Origin of the sequence: Pokkaliibacter sp. CJK22405, from assembly GCF_046614695.1 — a bacterium.
Classification (GTDB): Bacteria; Pseudomonadota; Gammaproteobacteria; order Pseudomonadales; family Balneatricaceae; genus Pokkaliibacter.
In genome coordinates this window covers 127410-146927 of sequence record NZ_JBKKHQ010000009.1, presented here as the reverse complement: position 1 = coordinate 146927, position 19518 = coordinate 127410, and the positions used below count along the sequence as shown (strand labels likewise).

The window sequence follows — 19518 nt, the reverse complement described above, 5'->3', positions numbered from 1 at the left end:
CGGTTCCCTGGAAGCTGAGCGAAGGGGCTAACCATAACAGCCCCGGCGCGATCAGGGCACCTTTAGACTTTATTCTGCGGCGGCTTTTGGCAGGTCGAGTTGGCTATCGATGGAGCGAAGGGCCTGAATCAGCGTATTGAGGCGGTCTTTTTCGATCTCTTCCATCTGCGCCTGATTCGCCAGCAGGGGTTTGATGTAGAGCAGACAAATATTGTAGATCTGCTTTTCCTTGATACTGCCTTCACGGCAACTGCTCACCCCGGCCTGAATCAGGTTGAGCTGAATGCTGCAGGAAGGTGGCACCTGTTTAACGGCCCGCAGAAAACTGAAAAAGGCCGTTTCGTATTGCTCCCGCTGATAAGCGCGGATGATCTCAACCAGCAACTGCTGCAGAGGTTTATTCGCCAGTTCGGATTCAGGCATGGGCAGCAGCGAGAGATAGCCGATGGCTGCCATGGACTGACTTTTTTGGGTGAGGCGTCGCTCAATGGCGGCGGTGAGCTTGTTGTTCATCAGCCAGCGGAAGGTCTTGTCGATCTCAATTTCCCACTGCCAGTAATCCATTGGCTCAACATCCATCCGCTTTTGTACTTCTCGCTTGGCCTCGGCCTGCAGGTCATGCATCACTTCGCGTTTGGCATCCTCGTACTGCTGCTCAAAGATCTGCCGACGCTGGCGCGACTGGCGGAGCTTGTTCTGTGCCGATTGCTGGCGCTCGTTAATGGCCTGTTTGGCGGCAAGGCGCTGTTTGAGTTTCTGGGAGGAGTCTTCAAAGACCTTGAGACTGGTGCCGGCTTTCTCTTCGGCCTGGGTGGCCTTGCGCTCAAGCAGGGCCTTGTACTCCCGGTGGAAATCCCGGCCCAGTCGCTTGAAGTGAATCCTGATCAGCACTTCATCTGCCACCTGATTGGCAAACTCCAGACGTGAGTAGAAGTTCAGCAGCTCATCGGTCATCTGGTGGGCGAGGTCCGTTTCCTCCCGCTGCACAAAAACTTCTGCCTGAATGATTGCTGCCTTGATGCGCAGGTCGGCATGCTTGGGCAGGCGCTGAATCACTTGTGTCAGGGTGCGGCTCAGCTTGTGCAGACTGCCTGCGGCATCTTCTTCAGGTTCCCGCTGATTGGGCTGATGGCCCCAGACAATATCGCGGTAGGCTTTCGGGTCGACATAGTGAGCCTGATGGTGCCCAAAAAGAATGCTGCGAAAGGCTCGCTCCGCCACGCCATACTGCTGGTTCAAAAAGGCGATATGCCCCAGCAGGCTTTGCTTGTGCAGAGATAGCGGGCTGGCCGATACCGCCAGTTCCATGGCGTACTGGGCAAGGTCGAAGTCTTCCTCCAGACAATGAATACGCGCCAGCCAGTCATAGGCTTCAAGGCTCAGGATCGGTTTATCCAGCAGTGAGGCAAAGCAGCGTTTGGCCTGCGCGAGCCTGCCCAGAAAGAAATTGCTGATGCCCTGACCCATGGTGGCCCAGGAAATCTCATATTGCTTGTCCACGCTCTCGCGGTAATGCTTTTCTGCTTCGCGGTACAGGGCTGAGTCAATCAGTGCTTTGCCGAGCAGACGACGGCAGTGCTGTTCACTCGCGGCGCTCGGTTTGCTTTTGAGTTTTTGCTGCAGCCATTGAATGGCGCGTCGTTCATTGCGGTCATCGAGGGCTTCAAACACCGGCTTGAAATAGCCGCGCAGTTTGGCCATGCGGGTGATTTTGCTGATGAGGTCAACAGCGCGGATGGGTTTGTTGAGGTAATCATCCGGGGCTTCCTCCAGCGCTGCATGGCGCATTCGCACCGTATCTTCGCTGGTCAGCATGATAAACAGCGTGGAATAGGGCAGGAGTTTCTGACGGCGAACATCCGTCAGTAGTGACTGGCCACCTTCTTTGGGGCCTTGTACGTCGTAGTCACAAATAATCAGGGCAAAGCGGTTTTCACGGATCAGGCGAATGGCAGAAAGATAATTATTCGCTTCGTAAAGCTTGGTGGCACCGCCTCGGTACAGCATATGTTTAAGCAGAGCGATCATTGAACCGTGATTGTCGATGATCAGAATTTTTTCACTGGCGAGATTTTCCGGCACGAAGCGAGGCAGCGCCTCCTGCGTCGACTCAACCAGAGTGTGGCTTGCTTCGGTGAGGTGTGACATCCCTGACGTCCTCCCTGTAGCCTCGTTAAGGTGGGTGAAGATGTTGCGTAGGGTGTACTTGCGTCATTTGTGACTTTCTTGTTGCTCGTTTTGTGAACAAATATGTCCCAAGGTTCCCTGTGTGAGTGAGTCCGGGGCAATTTGGCGGTGAAATTAAGGCGGGTGTCAGGGAAAAAGCGCTATTTCGCAGCTGCAGCACGTCTGCAGAAGATTGTGAGATTGATGCTTTTTGAACAAAATAATCGGCGCTGTCTGCCGCGCTTGAAACGTTTTTGCACACTTTCCCGATCAATGGTGCGGCAGCGGGCAGGTAGGATAATCAAAAGCTCTGCGGGGTATCGGCAGGGATGAGCATGACGGAACAGGAGTGTCGATGTTAGCTCTCAGACGAATTCAAGGCGCATTTCCCTTTCTGATCGCGGTTTTTCTTAACGCGTTCACCGATCTTGGTCACAAGATCATTATTCAGAATACGGTGTTTAAAATTTACGATGGCCGCGAGCAGATCATGCTGACTGCCATCGTCAACGCGCTGATCCTGCTACCTTTCATCCTGTTCTTTATCCCGGCGGGTAACAGCTCGGATAACCTTCCCAAGGACAAGGTGATGCGCCGCTGCGGCTGGGCGGCGGTGGTTCTGACGCTGGGTATCACCCTTTGTTACTACCTCGGCTGGTTCTGGCCTGCATTCCTGATGACCTTCCTGATGGCCGTTCAGTCGGCATGGTACAGTCCGGCCAAGTTTGGCTATCTCAAAGCCATGTTTGGCAAGGAGCACCTGGCCGAGGCCAATGGCCGGGTTCAGGCCATTTCGATTCTTGCCATTCTGGCGGGCACCTTTGCTTTCTCGATCCTGTTTGAACTGCGCTACGACACCAGCGCCATGTCGCCAAATGAAGTCGTCAGCCATCTGGCGCCGCTGGGTTGGGCTTTGGTGCTGTGTGCGGTGTTTGAGCTGGCGATGCTGTATCGCGTTCCGCAGTTGGAAGAAGCCAGCAAAGAGCCGGTCGCCAACTCTCTGCTGCACTCCTTTAACCCGACGCTACTTGGAAAACAGCTGCAGCCGGTGATGCGTTCACGGGCTATTCGCCTGTCGATTCTCGGGTTAGCGGTGTTCTGGTCGGTGGGGCAGGTCATGTTGGCGGCCTTTCCGGCTTTCGCCAAAGCCACCACAGAGATTGATAACACCATCGTTATTCAGGGCATTCTTGCCAGCTCCGGCATCGGTATTGCCATCGGTTCAGCGCTGGCGGCCCGCTTTTCCCGTAACTATATCGAGCTTGGGCTGATTCCTCTGGGGGCTGCCGGTATCGCGGCGGGCTTGTTGTTGCTGCCTTCCTTAACGACTCCGATGACCTTTACCGCTGATTTTCTCTTTATCGGTCTGATGGGGGGTCTTTTCATTGTGCCCCTGAATGCCCTGATCCAGTTCCACGCCGGTGAGCATGAACTGGGCCGGGTTATCGCCGGTAATAACCTGTTCCAGAACATCGCCATGGTGATGTTCCTCGGCATTACTGTGCTCTTCTCTCTGGCGGGCATTGATGGACAGGCACTGCTGGTGCTGATTGCCTTTATTGCCCTGATCGGCGGGCTTTATACCGTGGCGCGTTTGCCCCAGAGTCTGGTGCGTTTTGTGCTCTCGCGGATTCTGGCTCAGCGTTATCGCATTGAAGTGCAGGGCATGAAAAACATCCCTGAGAAGGGCGGTGTTCTGCTGCTGGGTAACCACATCAGCTGGATCGACTGGGCGGTGATTCAAACGGCCTGCCCGCGTCCAGTGCGCTTTGTCATGGAACGCAGCATCTATGATCGCTGGTATCTGACCTGGTTCTTCCGTGCCTTTGGCTGTGTGCCTATTGATGCGGGTGCTGGGAGCAAAAGTGCCCTGAAAGCGGTGACTCAGTTACTGAATGAAGGTGAAGTGGTCTGTGTTTTCCCGGAAGGGGCGATCAGCCGTAATGGTCATCTGGGCACCTTCCGTCAGGGCTTTGAACGTGCCTGTAAGGATGTCACTGAACCTGCTGCCATTATTCCTTTTTATCTGCGCGGCCTTTGGGGCAGCCAGTTCTCCCGTTCCTCTGCCCATGTGCGCGCGACTCGCCGCTCCGGGCGCTACCGTGAGCTGATCGTGGCTTTTGGTGGCCGTATGGACGTGTCCAGCAGCGCATCAGAGGTGAAAAAACGCGTCTTCGATCTTTCCATAAGCTCCTGGCAAACCCATGTGGATGAACTGCCCAGCCTGCCACGCGCCTGGATGGAAGGCATCAGCCTCCTGCGCTGGCGTCCGGCCCTGCATGATGCCGATGGCCGTCAGACCTCCGCCTGGCGTTCTCTGACTGGCGCCATCTGCCTGTCGCGCCGGGTAAGAAATATGGAAGGCGATAATATCGGCATGCTGTTGCCCACCGCATCAGCGGCGATGGTGGCCAATATGTCGGTGCTGCTGGCGGGTAAAACGCTGGTGTGCCTGAACTACACCGCCAGTGTCAGTGCGCTTAAAGCCGCAGTGGAAAGTGCCAATATTAAAACCATCTGCACCTCGCCACGTTTCCTTAAAAAGCTGGAACAGCGGGGCATTGACCTCAGTGAAGTCTTTGCCGACGTTACCGTGGTTGAGCTTGAGAGCGTCGGTAAAACGATCAGGAAGCCTGAAGCCATCGCGACGCTGGCCATGGTTGTCCTGTTGCCGGTTCGCCTGCTTAACCGACTGGTCAACCGAAGCCGTGATCCGCAACAAACCGCCGTGGTGCTGTTTTCCAGTGGCAGTGAAGGCAAGCCAAAGGGGGTCTGCCTGACCCACGCCAATATCATGGCCAACGTCAAACAGGTGTCGGATGTCCTGAATACCCGTCAGCGCGATGTGATTCTGGCCTCCCTGCCGCTGTTCCATGCCTTTGGCCTGACCGTGACGCAATTTCTGGCGATGATTGAGGGGATTCCCGTGGTTTGCTGCCCGGACCCCACGGATGCGGCGGCGGTCGCTAAAGCCGTAGCGCGTTTCCGCGTGACGATTATGTGCGGCACTTCCACCTTCTTCCGGATTTATTCCCGTGCCAAGCGGGTCCACCCGATGATGCTGGAAAGCCTGCGGATTGTGGTGGCCGGGGCAGAGCGCCTTGATCCAGCGGTACGCAAAGCCTTCACCCTGCGCTTTAACAAGGAAGTGCTGGAAGGTTACGGCGCAACGGAGACGACCCCGGTTGCAGCCGTGAACCTGCCGGATGCGCTGGATACCCGTTACTGGACCGTGCAGTTGGGTCATAAGGAAGGCACCGTGGGGATGCCATTACCAGGCACCAGCGTGCGCATTGTCGACCCTGAAACGCTGGAGTCCATGCCCACAGGGGAAGACGGCATGATTCTGATCGGTGGCCCGCAGGTAATGCAGGGTTATCTGAATGATCCTGAGCGTACCGACAAGGTGATTCGCATCATGGATGGTATCCGCTGGTACATCACCGGTGATAAGGGCCACATTGATGAAGATGGCTTCCTGACTGTTGTTGACCGCTACTCACGCTTTGCCAAGGTGGGTGGTGAAATGGTGAGTCTTGGTGCGGTGGAAGAAGCGGTCAACAAGGTGCTGGGCGATGAGGTCCGGGTCATGGCCGTAGCCGTCCCGGATGAACGCAAAGGTGAGGATATCGTCCTGCTGAGCGAGGAAGACGTCACGCTTGAGAGCCTTCGCAAAGGCATGAAGGATCAGCAGGTCAGCGCATTACTGGTGCCTGCCAAAGTGCTGCAGGTCGAGAAGTTACCTGTGCTTGGCACCGGAAAAGCTGATCTTGCCGGAGCGAAAAAGCTGGCGATCTCGCTGCTGGAAGGTGGTGATGAGACTGGCGCTAAAGCATCTGCTGCCGATGCCAACGCCAATGGAAGTGACAGCAGTAGAAGAGACAGTAGTGGAAGTGACGAGAGTGAAAGCCACAAGGCAGCGGAATATAAGGACCGCAGCGACAGCTAGCCCTGAGCTGGCTTGCCTTTAAGCAACGGCCAATAAAATTGTTTCATCCTTGCTCCCATGTTTATGACGATTATGGGGAAAGATAAGCCGGGTAGGGACACCGCCGCCCGGCTCGTCTACAATACGCACCTTCGATTTCACGGCGGCCTTCGGGCAGCACCTGCTTTTCGCGGAAATACACTAAGAGACTGCTAGCGTGTTCCAACCAACCACCTCTCTGAAACTCCTCGCCACCGCATTGATGGTCGCTGCTTTGAGCGGCTGTATGGAAAACATCAAAATGCCCTCCATCTCCATGGACAGCTTTGGTTTTGGTGGTAATTCTGCTGAGGATGCCTCTCAGGAGGAAGCAGCGACAGAATCCGCAAGCAAGGCCAGGAAAGGCGCTGAGCAGGAGTACATCGATGCTGATCCGTATTCCGAGAAAGACATGGTGGTGTATGTTTCTAACCGTCCACGTCCCTGCGATAAAGGCATTTATGGCCTCTGTCTGGAAGTGAAGCAGGAGCCGGGTGATGACTGGCGTTTGCTGCCTGACCCGATTCAGGGCTTTAACTATCAGGCAGGTTACTACTACACCCTGGAGGTGCATCGTGCGCCCAAAGTTGGTGCTTCCGCGGGCCAGCATCCTGTCATGATCTGGACCCTGAAAAACATTATCGACAAGACCCCCGCTGTCCGTCTGAAGGACGGCTCCAGCCCTATCTGATCGACTTTTTCCTTGTATTTAAAAGAACTCTTCCCGGGTCAGCACTCGCTGGCCCGACTTCTGCACGGTATATCTTTTTGTGCAGGCTTTTGACACCCAACTGTCACTTGAACGCGCTAGGGTAAATTTTTCTAAAAATTGACCTGACATAGTGCATTTATAGGCTAGTCTATAGGCGCGTTTAACACCGCCCGGATGCGGTAGGATGGATCGCCCGTCCTGTTCCGATGGCGCAATTCCGGTGTCTAAAAGGAGTTTTCGATGTCCCAGCTTGATGGGCGTTTAACGACGCCAGCGTTTTTCATGGAGCCATTTGGCTACCGTTTCGTTGGTGACCAGGTTGAGCTACATGCCAACTTCGACACCCAGGCATTATCCTCAGTCTCCGGCGCGACTTTGCTGCTGGCGGCGAGCCCTAAATATCCTACCAACGACAACCCCCCCATTATTATTGCTCAGAGCCCGGTCGCTCTGGACGATAACCGCTGGCAGGCTTCACTGACTGCCTCTGCACCCGCAGGCAAGCAAGCCTGGGTATTGGCATTCGAGCTTCGTGATGGCGAAGGTAAAGTGCTACAGCACAGCCCTTTCATTAATGCCCAGCGTTTCCTACAGCCCTCCATTTACGGCGAAACCCGTCTTTATCGTGAGCAGGGCGTTGCTTGCCTTGAACTCGGCGAAGTACGTAATCCACGTGAGGCCAGCAACCTAAGCGGTAGTTTGAGCCTTGAGCTGTGGCGCCTGCCGACGTCCTACCACGGCGGTGGCTTTGAAGGTCAGCTGATGATTCAGCGCTCACTAGGCCGTATTGCCGGTCAGCAACAGTGGAGCAATGTAAAGCTGCTGCTGGATGAGAGCGCAGAAGAGTGGAAAGACGGCCTGTGCCTGATGCTGCGTGAATGGACACCGATGGGTTATGTGACCCGTGACTATCTGAACCTGACTGCTGCTGAACATGAGCAGATTCAGGAACTGGCAGTCAGTGAGCACCAGATCCCAGCCATTACCGCCGTGCCTGAACACCGCGTGGATGTGGCGCCTGAGCCCCGCAAAGATGCCGTACTGGAGCCCGCAGCCAAGCCAAAAGCCGTTGCAGAGCCAAAAGCCGTAGCAGAACAAAAAGCAGCAGAGCCAGAAGTGAAAGCCAAAAAACCTGTCGCCAGCAAAGGCAAAGCGGCTTCAGGTAAGCTGGAAGCCAAGCCTGTCGATATCAACGTTGAAGGCATTGGCTGCTCTATCAACTCGGCGGCTGAAAAAGAGCTGACGAAAGTGAAGGGCATTTCCCCGAAACTGGCGAAAGAAATTATCTCCAAGCGCCCTTATACCACCATTGATGATTTATTGGTGATCCGTGGTTTGGGTAAAAAGAGCCTGGATAAGCTTCGCCCAGCTTTGTGTCTATAAAGTAGGCTATAGCAGCAGGCTTAAGGCATTCTGCTCTGAGTAATAAAAAACCGGCGTTACTAAAGTAGCGCCGGTTTTTTTATATTGTATTTTGTTTAATTATTTCGACTATTTTGCTAAGACTAATTTTGTTTTCTTCAACTGAGGAGTTCCAAAGATAATTAATTGTTTCTAATACGTCTTTCTTGTTTTCCACATCATTATTATCTTTTGCTCTTTTAAATTTTTTAATTTCTTCTGATGAACATAGTACTGCATAATCTTTATTGCACAAAATAGCCCAGTTTTCACTTTCATACCATACAACAGCATAAATTGGGAGACCATACTCTGGATTCTTTTTGTATGTTCTATTTCCTTCCTCAGAGAATAATTTTTGGATTGAGTCTTTATTCGAAGAAAATGCACGATAAAGGCTGTCACTTGCATATTTATTCTCGCCATCTTTGGGGTTTTTTAATACGCCAAATCTTGAGGCCGCGTGTTTTCTCCAAGCAAAATGCTCATGTACTGCAGCAAATTCAAGACATTCATTTTCATTGTTTTTTATAACGTTCCAGTTTGAGTTCATTTTTTCCTCAATATGTTCAGTCAGATTGATAGAAATATATAATATTACTCTGTCAAGCATTCACAATCCCAAGCACGCTTAGCAAAAGCGCAGCCATTCCCACCATTTCCCGTGCAGTAAAGCGTTCGCGAAACACTCGCATGGCGATAATCAGGGTAAAGAAAAACTCCACTTGCCCCAGGGTTTTGACCAGTGCTGGCAAGGTCAGAGTCATGGCGGTAAACCAGCCGATGGAGCCCAACAGGCTGGTCACACCAACGCCCAATGCCAGTGGCCACTGAGTAAACAGAGCCTTAAGCGCGTGAGGTGTGCGAATGGCCTGATAGCCAACCAGCAAAACAAACTGCAGGCTGATCATATAAGCCAGTGTGGTAGCCGCACTGGCAACCAGATCCGCATGCAGTGACAGGCTGGCCTGTCGCAACCACAGGGATGAGAGCGCAAAGCATAAGCCGCAGCTGATGCCATAGAGTGCGGAGGATGAGGTCAGATACGCTTTCAGGCTACGGCGCGCTTCGGGCGCCGCTCTGGGTGAGAGCAGCACAATCCCGACAGTGCCTGCCAACACGCTAAGCCAGCCAACGGGCGACAGGTTGACGCCCAAGAACACAAAACCCACGACGGCGATCAGCATTGCCTCGGACTTGGCGTAGCTCACACCAATAGCGAAGTTTCGTTGCTGAAACAGTCGCACCATTAACCATGTCGCCATTATCTGTACCACCGCAGAAAGCGAGGCATAGACCAGAAAGCGCGCGGGCAGGGCATTGAAGTGAATATCGGCATCCGATGCCATCACCGTCCAGTAAATCCAGACCAGCGGTAGCGCATAAAAGTAGCGGGCAAGAGTGGTCGTGGTGGCAGAAGAGCGCGCGGATAAGGCCTTTTGCATGGCCGTGCGAATCGACTGCATAAAGGCGGCCATCAGGGTCAGGCCAATCCAGAGAGGCATGGGAAGTGCTCCATTGTCAGGCGCATCACTGCGCGGTAGCGAGCTTGTCTCGCCTTCAAGCCACACAGTCTAGGTAGGCAGGAAGGCGAGGGACAATGGTCATTTTTGATGGCTGCCATTCCCTCAGGGAATAGCTTTGTTAATCAGGATTTTTTCGGGTTATAGGGATGACGATCAACCCAGTGCCGGGCAATCTCTTCTCGTTTACAGATCCAGGCTTTGTCATGGGAGCGAACATAGTCAATAAAACGCATCAGGGAAGCGGCACGCGCCGGGCGTCCGATTAAACGGCAATGCAGGCCAATCGACAGCATCTTCGGTGCGGTTTTACCTTCCTGATAGAGTACATCGAAGGCATCTTTCAGGTAGGTGAAGAACTGATCGCCGGAGTTAAAGCCCTGCATCGCGGCAAAGCGCATGTCATTGGTGTCGAGAGTGTAGGGCACGATCAATTGTGGCTTGCCGGTGGAATCACACCAGTAAGGCAAATCATCAGCGTAGGAGTCGGCATCGTAGAGAAAGCCACCATTCTCGACGACCAGCTGATGGGTCTGCGGGCTGGTGCGGCCGGTGTACCAGCCAAGCGGCCGCTGGCCGGTGAGTTTTTCGTGCCAGTAGATGGCTGCTTCCATGTCCTCACGCTCAGCCTCAATGCTGTGGTTCTGGTAGTTGATCCAGCGATAGCCATGGCTGGCGACTTCCCAGCCTGCTTTGAGCATGGCTTCAACTGCTGCGGGGTTACGGCGCATGGCCATGGTAACGCCGTAAACCGTGACGGGGACTTCTCGCTCGGTAAAGATGCGATGCAGGCGCCAGAAGCCAGCACGGCTGCCGTATTCATACAGGGATTCCATGCTCATATGGCGCATGCCGGGAATCGGCGGAGTGCCGATCATCTCCGACAGGAAAGACTCTGACGCCGCATCACCGTGCAAAATGGCATTCTCAGCGCCTTCTTCATAATTGATGACAAACTGCACCGCGACGTGCGCGCCATTAGGCCAGTCAGCATGGGGCGGCTCTGCGCCATAACCGATCAGATCGCGGGGGTAATCAGGCTCAAATGGGCTTAAATCAGTCATCCTTGGGCATCCATTAGCAGGAAGGGTTTTCTTGAAATCGCATACAAGGCTTGTGCCATCCGGCAAGTGTAGACCGGTTGCCGTCGTTGGGCTTCGACAGCAAAAAGGCAGAAAGAACAGTCCTGTGCGTAATGATGGAAGCTATGTTTACGCCTCCTTGGTTTGTGTAACAAATTGTTTATCTGTAGGATGGCAGACCTTCATTCAAGACAAGCAAAGGAAATGCAGTGAGCTCTGTTGCCGCGCAAGTACCCGCAAGCACCGATTCCTTCAATGGCTATAACCTTCGCATTGGCGATTCGGACAAGAAGAAAATCTGGGGTGGCAAGGCCATCGCGACTGACGAGGGTAACTACGTCAAAACCCTGCAGGAATTCCTGATTACAGTAGGAGTTCTGCAAGAGGCCGCTGATGGTGGTTTCGGTAAGAAGACTCAGACCGCGCTGCAGCGCTTCCAGTGGAACGCCAAGAACATCAGCTACAAGCTTAAAGACAAATCCATTATGGAGCTGGCGCCCGTCTTCAACGGTGATGTGAACGGTATCCTTGATGAGCAGACCAAAAAGGCCATTGCCCGCTGGAAGAAAAACCTGACGGTGTGTACGGGTGATCTGGTGCGTATCAAGGAAGCGAAGTATACCAACATTACTTTCAGCTCCAGCCTTCGCAAGATTGATAGCCCTTATGTGAACACGGGCGAGCTGGTTGTCTCCAAGGCGCTGATCCCTTATCTGGATGAGATGAACAATCAGGCGGTCACCCTCAAGATCAAGCTGCATGTGAATCAGGCTTTGCGAGAGCAGGGCGTTCCTCCGAAAGGTGCTGTCGTTACCCCTGCCACGCGCAGCCAGCATTACCTTGGCCATGCGCTGGATATCAATATGGTGGATGGCAACAGCTGGAACTCCAGCACGGATTTTAAAAACAAGAAAGAAACCGACAATGCCAAGAAGTTCATTAAAAAGATGAAAGAATTTGGCATGCGCTGGGGTGGCGATTTCGCCCCTGTGGATACGCCACACTTTGATTTTCAGATTCCGGCAGATTCCTTTGCTTATGAAGCCAAGTTCTTCTTTAATCAGCGCAGCATTGCGCTGAAAAGCATGATTCCACTAATTGACTGAGTAATTGCCATGTTGAAAACCTTTATTGCCAGTCTGGCGATTGTGACGCTAACCGGCTGTGTGAGTGCCCCTACGCAAGCCACCCAGGATGCCTGCACCCGCTATAATAATGGCGATGCGCTGATGGTGCTTTCTGCTCATCCGCAGGATGACAGCGAGTTCTACGCTGACTGGTCCTACTACCTCAACGGCTTCGAGGCCAAGCATAAGGCTTACACGGTGCTGGATGACGATGCGCAAATCGCCAAAACCTTTGAGCCTTACTCTGTGCTTTTTGTGAAAAAAGGCCAGCCTGCTTACCTGCTGGAAAAGACCGTCGAGCCGCAGTTCTATGATGTCGCTGATCGCCTGACTTCAGGTAAAAAAGTCGCTGCTGATATGCAGTCATTTATGCCCGAAGAAGTCGCTGAAGATAAGGTGGCCGGCATTCTCTGCCGATAAGCCTTCGTGAAAAGAGAAAACCCTGATGCTGAAAAGTGTCAGGGTTTTTTAATGGTTAGTTTCAGCTATTTGCTTCTGATTCTGCCTTCTTTTATCTCTTACTAATAACCCAGAACCATTAGTCTTCTTAATTTCAAAAAGATCAATCGCCATGAAAAGGTCACTAAGCTTCTTAAAACCATAATTGCGCTGATCAAATGATGCATGGTTTGAAATGTTTTTTCCCACTAAACCAAGGCTAGCCCACCCATTATCTTCTTCAACTGACTCTATTGCTTGGCGCAACATATTAATAAGTTTGGTATCACTCTTAATGTTTTTTACCGGCTGTTTACTATTTGAAATTTTGGGTTGGGACTTAATAGTTGGATTCTGAGGCTTGACTTTTTGATCCGTGCTAGGGGTATCCAGATATAAAAAACGTGAACAACTATTCACAAATGCATTAGGTGCTTTACGTTCACCAAAACCTATAACAATCTTACCATCTGCCAAACAGCGTGTGACTAGTGGTGTAAAATCACAATCTGAAGAAACGAGACAAATGATATCGATATCCTTCGTATAAATGACATCCATTACGTCAATAACTAATGCCATATCTGTGGCATTCTTCCCTTTGGTAAGATCAAACTGTTGTATTGGCTGAATCGCATATTCATGAAGACAATTCTCCCAGCTTTTTAAAGTGTCGCTTTTCCAGTTGCCATATGCTTTGCGTATATTGACTACACCATAGCGAGCAAGCTCGGAAAGAATTTTATCGATATGTTTTGCTGGAGCATTATCTGCATCAATAAATACTGCAATTTTTTCTTTGTCGTGCACTCAGCATGTCCTTTCTCTAGGGCTTTTAGAGGAGATAAGCAACTGTCTGAATGCTACTTTTAACCCTTAAGGAGGCTTCAAATCAATTATTTGAGACAGATATTTCTTAGATCACCGCCCACTTAGATAGTCTTTTTCATTTTTTCCTGATTCTCACCCCACCCACATCAACTCCCTCGGTAACTGAGTTAGTCTTTTCCCGCCTTCCGGGGTGACCTGGACTGTTTCGCTAAAGCCGAGCCGGCCAGCGGAGACATACATATGGAATACCATATTCTCCTCCAGCGTCCAATGGGCCTTGGGGTGGAAACAGTAAGAGAAGTCACTGAGCCTCGGTGTGCGGGCGTAGAGCCCCAGCGCATAGCCGGTGACGTTGGTGTAACTCTCCCGAAGCCCCGCTTTTAGTACACCTTCCCGAAGCATTGCATCGATATCACAGGCGGTTTCGCCCGGTTTCATGGCGGCGATTTGTGCATCCTGCAGGCGGATCAGCTCTTTGGAAAAGTGCTGTAAGGTCAGGCTGGGCTGGCCCATGTGGATTGGCCGCATCACCCGCGCTGAATAGTTTTTCACTTTGGGAATCAGTTCAACGTGGAGTACATCGCCTGTTTGTAGCGCATCATCCAGCTGATGAGAGTGGAGAAAGGCGTTGTCCCCTGCGGCGCGGACGATAGGGCCGGTATCGCCGTTATCCGCACCGGCGCGCAGAAAGTGTCCGGCGGCAATGGCGGCAGCTTCACGCGCGCTGTCGCCCAGTCGGATCTGCTGGTGAATCGCCATCAGGCTTTCATCAGCAATGCGGGCCGCACGTTCAAGATAGCCAATTTCGAGGGTCTCCTTGATTTGTCGCAGGCGGTCACTGATACCGGGCAAACTGGCCCAACGGGTAAGTGGCAGGCCTTGTCGCAGCCGCGACCAGCTCTCGACCGTGCAACCATAGGAATGGGGATCAAAACCGATATTGGCCTCGGTGTAGCCACGGGACTTAATGCTGTTGATGACTTCAAGCCAGCCATCTTCGTGATCGTCATAACCCTGAATGTCTTCCACCCAGGAGGATTGCCGGCAGGGGCCAATATCCAGATTACGAATCACATACCAGGGCTCACCTTCCAGTGGCACCAGCAGCACGCGGTATAACGTTTCCGAGGCGGTGTAGCCGCCCAGCCACGCCATTAATTCCGCATGATCGACCAGCAGCAACTCCGCTCCGGCGGCCTTCATGACGGCGCGGGTTCGGGCCAGTCGGTGCTGGAAATGGTCAGACGTCATCATGTGAGGTGGCTCCGGCAGAGGGGGAAAGTGCGGCGCTTTCGCACCGCTCATGTCGCGTGATAATTCAGGCCAGTTCGCAGATATCGACTATCGCGAGCATGTAGACCTTGATCATGTCGATAAAATCGCCGATATCGACGCGTTCGTCCGGCATGGTGTTGTACTTGCCGCCGGGGCCGCAGACGATGCCTTCCATGCCCAACATTTGATAGAAGTGCGCCGCATCTGTGCCGTAAAAGGCCGGTGGCGTGATAACGCCGGTCGGCTGGGCTTCTCCACGCACCTGCTCATAAGCGCGGTTCACACTTTTGACGATGCGGGACTCCGGCGAAACCTCAAAGGGTTTCATCAGTGGCATACGGCCACTGTCGTTAATCAGGGTGGCTTGCAGGCCAGGATGACGTGCGCAGAGCTGATCCAGCAACGCCTGAATATCCTCCAGCACGGATTCAACCGTTTGGCCCGGAGCATAGCGTGCTGAACCGCGCAGACGGGCGAAGTCCGCCACTTGCGGCGGGCGCCACTCATGCAGTTCACGACCCAGCGCCGCATGCGCCACACCCACATGACCACGGTTGATCTTAAGGTGCTCCTCGGATTTGGCACCGCTAAAGGTCATGGTGTTGATCTGCGGAATCAGCTCAACTGCAGCCGCCAGCGCATCCACAGCTTCTTCTCGCTTTGAGAGATGGCGAGTGTCACCGGTGATCTCGATGGTGAACATCAGCGAGCCTGCGTGCATGGTCAGGGCTTTGAGATCAGTGGGTTCTGAATTGATGAAGTAGTCGGCTTTGACGCCCTGTTCGATGGCGGCAATGGTGCCGATACCGCCCTGCAGCTCGCCGACGACGTAAGTCAGGATCACATCACCCTTGAGCCTGATGCCTGCATCGCGCAGGGTTTTAACGGCGCAGAAGTAGGCGGCGTCACCTGCTTTCATGTTGGAGACACCAATGCCGTAGATAAAGTCATCGTCGACCTTGCCGCCCCAGGGGTCGACGGTCCAGCCTTCAGTGACCGGATTGGTATCAAGGTGGCCGTTGAACAGCAGGCTGGCACCACCGCCAGTGCCTTTCCAGGTGCCGATGGCATTCAGGCGCTCGCCGGGCACGGGCTGCAGTTCGCTTTGCAGGCCAAGCGCTTTCATCTGGCCGTCCATATAGCGGGCCAGTTCACGCTCACCTTCGGTTTCGCTATAGCTTTTGTGCTGAGCCATGCGTGAGAGGAAGTTCAGGCAGAAGTCACGATCCACGCTGTCCAGCAGTTGCCGGGGTGTCAGCGTGTTGTTTTCGGTGGAGACGTTAGCAGTCATGGTAAGCATCCGGTATGACAAAGAAGGTCCGTGTCGCGCGAGGTTGATGGCCACCACTCAGGTGGCAGGCTGCGCCGGTCGGGGCACCGCACCCAGCAGGGCGCGGGTGTAGTCGTGTTGTCCGCCGTGTTCCGCGAGGTCTTTCACCCGTGCCGTTTCGACCAGATCACCGCGATACATCACCACCAAACGGTGGGCGACCTGACGAATCAGGTTGAGATCGTGGGTGATAAAGAGATAGGCCGTGCCGTGTTTGCGCCGCAGTTCGAGCAACAGCTCGATCACGGTGGCCTGCACGGACACATCCAGCGCGGCGGTAATCTCATCGCAGATCACCAGCTCCGGTGCGGCAGCAAAGGCGCGGGCAATGGCCACGCGCTGCTTCTGGCCACCGGAAAGTTCGTGGGGGTAGCGCTTGGCGAACTCCGCCGGCAGGCGCACTTCTTCCAGCAAACGGGCGATGGCTTGCGCTTCTGTTTCGCCTTTGGGTAGACCGTAAAGCCGAAGCGGGCGAGCGAGAATGTCGTAGATACGCTGGCGTGGGTTCAGGGAGGCATCCGGATGCTGGAAGATAATCTGCACCCGGCGACGGTAATCCTTGTCCATTTTGCTGACATCTGTGATGACGCTGCCGCAATAGTCGATCTCGCCAGAGAAGGGCACCAGCCCGGTCAGCGCTTTGGCCAGTGAGGATTTGCCAGAGCCTGATTCGCCCACCACGCCGACGATTTCACCGGCGGCAACTTCAATATCCAGCTGGCGGGCTGCCACGGTTTTCGGCGTCTTGCGACCGCGCAGGCTATCCCAGAAGCCCGGACGACCGTAATAGACGCTCAGGTCTTTGACATTCAGAAGTGCCTGACGATGGGGCACGCTGTCCTCATTCAGCAGGCGGATATCCGGGTTTGGCACAGCGGCCACCAGCTTACGGGTGTAGTCATCCTGCGGCATGGCAAAGATGGTTTTTGCCGGAGCCTCCTCGACCAGCTTGCCCTTATTGAGCACACACACGCGGTCTGCCACCTGGGATACCAGCGCCAGATCGTGGGAGATGTAGAGTGACGCCACGCCGGTTTCTTCACGCAGACGCTCAAACAGGCTCAGAATCTGCGCCGAGCTGATAACGTCCAGTGCGGTGGTCGGTTCATCGAAGATCAGACAGTCGGGTTTGCAGGCAAAGGCCGTGGCGATGAGAACGCGCTGCTTTTCACCACCGGAGACTTCGTGGGGATAGCGTTTCATCATCCCTGATGGATCCTTGAGATCGACATCGCGCAGCAGTTGTTCACCCAGTTGCCAGGCTTCTTTATGGCTAAGGCCGCGATGGCGTGTCAGCACTTCAATCACCTGCTCACCCAGCGTTAAGGTCGGGTTAAGCGAGGCGCTCGGGTCCTGAAAGATCATGCCGAGTTTGCCACCGCGCAGGGCTTCGACCTGGTGCGTTGGCATCGTCAGCAGGTTGTCACCATTCAGGCTGATGCTGCCGCCCAGTTCATGAGCGTTACCTGCCAGATAGCGCATGATCGACCAGCTAAGGGTTGTTTTACCGGAACCGGATTCACCCACCAGACCCAGCACTTCGCCTTTGCTGACGCCAAGGGTGATGTTATCCAGCACACGTAGGCGACCCTGTGGCACCTGATATTCCAGGGTGTAGTCACGGATATCGAGAATAAGGCTCATCAGTGGCTCCTTGGGTTCAGGGCGTCACGCAGACCGTCGCCCAGCAGGTTGAAGCCGATAGCAACGACGGCAATGGCAAGTCCTGGGATCAGCATCATCCAGGGGGCCTGGAAGAAATAACGGCGGGCTTCGGCCACCATCAAACCCCATTCAGGTTCTGGCGGCTGGGCGCCGAGTCCAAGAAAGCTCAGGGTGGCAAACAGCATGATGGCGAAGGCGACGCGAATGGTGGCCTCAACAATGATGGGAGCAACGATATTGGGCAGCATTTCCCGCAGGATGATGTACATCGTGGATTCACCGCGAGCGATCGCTGCGTTGACGTAATCCTGCCGACGTGCGGCAAGGGCTACGCTGCGGGCAATACGCACCATGCCGGGAATAAAGGCAATGGTGATGGCCAACACGGCATTCATACTGCTTTTGCCCAGAGTGCTGACAATCAGCAGGGCAAACAGCAGGCTCGGAATCGACATCACGGCATCCATGGTGCGCATGATGGCTTCATCAATCTTGCCACCGAGGTAGGCGCTGGCCGTGCCAATCACGGAGCCGATGACCATTGCCAGCCCTGTCGCCAATAAGGACAGCAGAATGGTGGCACGGGCGCCGATCAGAACACGGCTGAAAATATCCCGCCCCATCTGATCAGTACCGAACCAGAAGTCGAGGCCGGGGGATTTATAGCGCGAAAGAATGGAAAGGGCTTCCGGGTCATGAGGCGCCAGAGCCGGGCCAACACAGACCAGCACCAGCGCGACCAGAAGAATAAAAGAACCGATAACCCCTTGAGGGGTACGCAACAGACGTTTGATTACCGCGCCCATAGATGTGCTCCTCAGGAGAATTGAATGCGACGGTCTAACCAGGCGTAGGCCAGGTCAGCCAGGAAATTCACCACGCAGTAGGTGGCGGCCAGAATCATGACGCCAGCCTGAATGGCGGGCAGGTCACGGGAAGCCACGGCGACGATCAACTCACGACCAATACCGGGTATGGCGAAGATTTCCTCTACCACGACAATACCGCCGAGCAGATAACCCACATCCAGTGCGACGATGGTAATGGTTGGCAGCAGGCCATTGCGCAGGGCATGACGCAGCAACACGCGGCGACGGGAAAGCCCCTTGAGGCGGGCGGCGCGGATGTAATCGGTGTGCAGTACATCGACCATTTCCGAGCGCACCATGCGTGAAACGTGTGCCACCATGATCAGCGACACGGTAATCACCGGGAGCACCAGATGGCTGATGCCATCCCAGAAATTCTCCGTTAAAGGCACATAGCCGGTGGCAGGAAGTAATTGCCATACATCCGCAAACAACAGCAGAAGCAGGGTCGCGGTCACAAACTCCGGCAGGGAGACGCCGACATAGGAGAGCACGCTGACGATCAGATCTGCCGCCTTGCCGCGCTTCACTGCCGACAGAATTCCAAGCGGAATGGCAATGGCGAGCATCAGCGTCAGAGAGAACGCCGCCAGAATCAGGGAGCGGCCAAGGGCATCCAGCAAGGTGGTGGCCACCGGCAGACCGGTCCGCATGGAGGTGCCAAAGTCGCCACTGAAAACACCGGTCAGCCAGTGCCAGTATTGCAACCACGCCGGTTCATTAAGGCCAAGCTTGATGCGCAGAGCCTCCAGCGCTTCCGGTGTCGCGGACTGCCCAAGCAGGGTCACGGCCGCATCCGCCGGTAAAATCTGAGTAATGCCAAACACCAGCAGCGACACGATCACCAGGGTATAGATGACCAGCAGCAGACGCTTGAAGAGATAAGAAGGTGTCACGCCAGGGTTTCCTTCAACGGATAAAGCACGCCATCTCTGTGAAAAGCCTGAATCAAACCTGGCCTTTCTTTTCCGCTGAGATGGCGGTCTTTCTGGAAAACGTGCCTGCCCACAATGGCGTGGTTGCTCACGCAAAAGTCAGGGAAGGCACCAGTGGTATTCGCAGCTGAACCAAAAAAAGCTCGGCAACGCCCCTTGCTTCGGGGTGACTCACCTACGGCATAACTACAGCATTG

16 protein-coding genes are annotated in these 19518 nt (G+C 54.2%); 6 read left to right on the top strand and 10 right to left on the bottom strand.

Annotated elements, in window-relative coordinates:
- Window positions 1–69: 69 nt before the first annotated feature.
- Entirely contained in the window at window positions 70–2148 is a 2079-nt protein-coding gene (locus ACKC9G_RS06065; protein ID WP_411404038.1) for a response regulator, read from the bottom strand.
- A gap of 373 nt (window positions 2149–2521) precedes the next feature.
- On the opposite strand from ACKC9G_RS06065, the gene ACKC9G_RS06060 reads away from it, so the two are divergent.
- The 3 genes from ACKC9G_RS06060 to ACKC9G_RS06050 all read left to right on the top strand — a co-directional run bounded on the left by ACKC9G_RS06060 (window position 2522) and on the right by ACKC9G_RS06050 (window position 8228).
- The gene (locus tag ACKC9G_RS06060) at window positions 2522–6115 is read left to right on the top strand and encodes an acyl-[ACP]--phospholipid O-acyltransferase (RefSeq protein WP_411404037.1); all 3594 of its coding nucleotides are present in this window, start codon (window positions 2522–2524) and stop codon (window positions 6113–6115) included.
- A 196-nt stretch (window positions 6116–6311) separates the two neighbouring features.
- Window positions 6312–6824, top strand: coding sequence for a DUF4377 domain-containing protein (locus ACKC9G_RS06055; protein ID WP_411404036.1), 513 nt, complete (start codon window positions 6312–6314; stop codon window positions 6822–6824).
- Between the two features lie 261 nt (window positions 6825–7085).
- The gene (locus ACKC9G_RS06050; protein WP_411404035.1) at window positions 7086–8228 is read left to right on the top strand and encodes a helix-hairpin-helix domain-containing protein; all 1143 of its coding nucleotides are present in this window, start codon (window positions 7086–7088) and stop codon (window positions 8226–8228) included.
- 79 nt (window positions 8229–8307) lie between these two features.
- Here ACKC9G_RS06050 and ACKC9G_RS06045 read toward each other — a convergent pair whose 3' ends face one another.
- The 3 genes from ACKC9G_RS06045 to puuE all read right to left on the bottom strand — a co-directional run bounded on the left by ACKC9G_RS06045 (window position 8308) and on the right by puuE (window position 10833).
- A complete protein-coding gene (locus ACKC9G_RS06045; RefSeq protein WP_411404034.1) occupies window positions 8308–8859 on the bottom strand; it encodes a hypothetical protein in 552 nt (183 codons plus the stop codon).
- Entirely contained in the window at window positions 8852–9751 is a 900-nt protein-coding gene (locus ACKC9G_RS06040; protein ID WP_411404033.1) for an EamA/RhaT family transporter, read from the bottom strand. The genes ACKC9G_RS06045 and ACKC9G_RS06040 overlap by 8 nt, the downstream gene beginning before the upstream one ends.
- 143 nt (window positions 9752–9894) lie before the next feature.
- Window positions 9895–10833, bottom strand: coding sequence for an allantoinase PuuE (gene puuE / locus ACKC9G_RS06035; RefSeq protein WP_411404032.1), 939 nt, complete (start codon window positions 10831–10833; stop codon window positions 9895–9897).
- Between the two features lie 227 nt (window positions 10834–11060).
- Here puuE and ACKC9G_RS06030 point away from each other — a divergent pair, with 227 nt between their 5' ends.
- Both ACKC9G_RS06030 and ACKC9G_RS06025 read left to right on the top strand, forming a co-directional pair.
- On the top strand, window positions 11061–11957 hold the full coding sequence (locus tag ACKC9G_RS06030; RefSeq protein WP_411404031.1) for a M15 family metallopeptidase: 897 nt from the start codon (window positions 11061–11063) through the stop codon (window positions 11955–11957).
- 9 nt (window positions 11958–11966) lie between these two features.
- Window positions 11967–12398, top strand: a complete 432-nt coding sequence (locus ACKC9G_RS06025; RefSeq protein WP_411404030.1) for a hypothetical protein — start codon at window positions 11967–11969, stop codon at window positions 12396–12398.
- Window positions 12399–12446: 48 nt separating this feature from the next.
- On the opposite strand, the gene ACKC9G_RS06020 is transcribed toward ACKC9G_RS06025, so the two are convergent.
- From ACKC9G_RS06020 to ACKC9G_RS05995, 6 genes are all read right to left on the bottom strand, one after another.
- Window positions 12447–13226 carry an NYN domain-containing protein gene (locus ACKC9G_RS06020; RefSeq protein WP_411404029.1) on the bottom strand — a complete coding sequence of 260 codons (780 nt, stop codon included), beginning with the start codon at window positions 13224–13226 and terminating at the stop codon, window positions 12447–12449.
- A 153-nt stretch (window positions 13227–13379) separates the two neighbouring features.
- The gene (locus ACKC9G_RS06015) at window positions 13380–14501 is read right to left on the bottom strand and encodes a M24 family metallopeptidase (RefSeq protein WP_411404028.1); all 1122 of its coding nucleotides are present in this window, start codon (window positions 14499–14501) and stop codon (window positions 13380–13382) included.
- Window positions 14502–14565: 64 nt separating this feature from the next.
- Window positions 14566–15813 (bottom strand): M20 family metallopeptidase, encoded by a 1248-nt coding sequence (locus ACKC9G_RS06010; protein ID WP_411404027.1) that lies wholly within the window; start codon window positions 15811–15813, stop codon window positions 14566–14568.
- Between the two features lie 57 nt (window positions 15814–15870).
- Window positions 15871–17496 (bottom strand): nickel ABC transporter ATP-binding protein NikE, encoded by a 1626-nt coding sequence (gene nikE / locus ACKC9G_RS06005; RefSeq protein ID WP_411404026.1) that lies wholly within the window; start codon window positions 17494–17496, stop codon window positions 15871–15873.
- Window positions 17496–18323, bottom strand: a complete 828-nt coding sequence (locus ACKC9G_RS06000; protein WP_411404025.1) for an ABC transporter permease — start codon at window positions 18321–18323, stop codon at window positions 17496–17498. The genes nikE and ACKC9G_RS06000 overlap by 1 nt, the downstream gene beginning before the upstream one ends.
- Before the next feature lie 11 nt (window positions 18324–18334).
- Window positions 18335–19282 (bottom strand): ABC transporter permease, encoded by a 948-nt coding sequence (locus ACKC9G_RS05995; RefSeq protein WP_411404024.1) that lies wholly within the window; start codon window positions 19280–19282, stop codon window positions 18335–18337.
- A 38-nt stretch (window positions 19283–19320) separates the two neighbouring features.
- Here ACKC9G_RS05995 and ACKC9G_RS05990 point away from each other — a divergent pair, with 38 nt between their 5' ends.
- On the top strand, window positions 19321–19452 hold the full coding sequence (locus tag ACKC9G_RS05990; protein ID WP_411404023.1) for a hypothetical protein: 132 nt from the start codon (window positions 19321–19323) through the stop codon (window positions 19450–19452).
- The last annotated feature ends 66 nt before the right edge of the window (window positions 19453–19518 follow it).

What these genes read in the sequence shown, in the direction of transcription:
- ACKC9G_RS06065 (WP_411404038.1), bottom strand. Translation starts at nt 2,148, where the DNA reads ATGTCACACCTCACCGAAGCAAGCCACACTCTGGTTGAGTCGACGCAG.
- ACKC9G_RS06060 (WP_411404037.1), top strand. Translation starts at nt 2,522, where the DNA reads ATGTTAGCTCTCAGACGAATTCAAGGCGCATTTCCCTTTCTGATCGCG.
- ACKC9G_RS06050 (WP_411404035.1), top strand. Translation starts at nt 7,086, where the DNA reads ATGTCCCAGCTTGATGGGCGTTTAACGACGCCAGCGTTTTTCATGGAG.
- ACKC9G_RS06045 (WP_411404034.1), bottom strand. Translation starts at nt 8,859, where the DNA reads ATGCTTGACAGAGTAATATTATATATTTCTATCAATCTGACTGAACAT.
- ACKC9G_RS06040 (WP_411404033.1), bottom strand. Translation starts at nt 9,751, where the DNA reads ATGCCTCTCTGGATTGGCCTGACCCTGATGGCCGCCTTTATGCAGTCG.
- puuE (WP_411404032.1), bottom strand. Translation starts at nt 10,833, where the DNA reads ATGACTGATTTAAGCCCATTTGAGCCTGATTACCCCCGCGATCTGATC.
- ACKC9G_RS06025 (WP_411404030.1), top strand. Translation starts at nt 11,967, where the DNA reads ATGTTGAAAACCTTTATTGCCAGTCTGGCGATTGTGACGCTAACCGGC.
- ACKC9G_RS06015 (WP_411404028.1), bottom strand. Translation starts at nt 14,501, where the DNA reads ATGATGACGTCTGACCATTTCCAGCACCGACTGGCCCGAACCCGCGCC.
- ACKC9G_RS06010 (WP_411404027.1), bottom strand. Translation starts at nt 15,813, where the DNA reads ATGACTGCTAACGTCTCCACCGAAAACAACACGCTGACACCCCGGCAA.
- nikE (WP_411404026.1), bottom strand. Translation starts at nt 17,496, where the DNA reads ATGAGCCTTATTCTCGATATCCGTGACTACACCCTGGAATATCAGGTG.
- ACKC9G_RS06000 (WP_411404025.1), bottom strand. Translation starts at nt 18,323, where the DNA reads ATGGGCGCGGTAATCAAACGTCTGTTGCGTACCCCTCAAGGGGTTATC.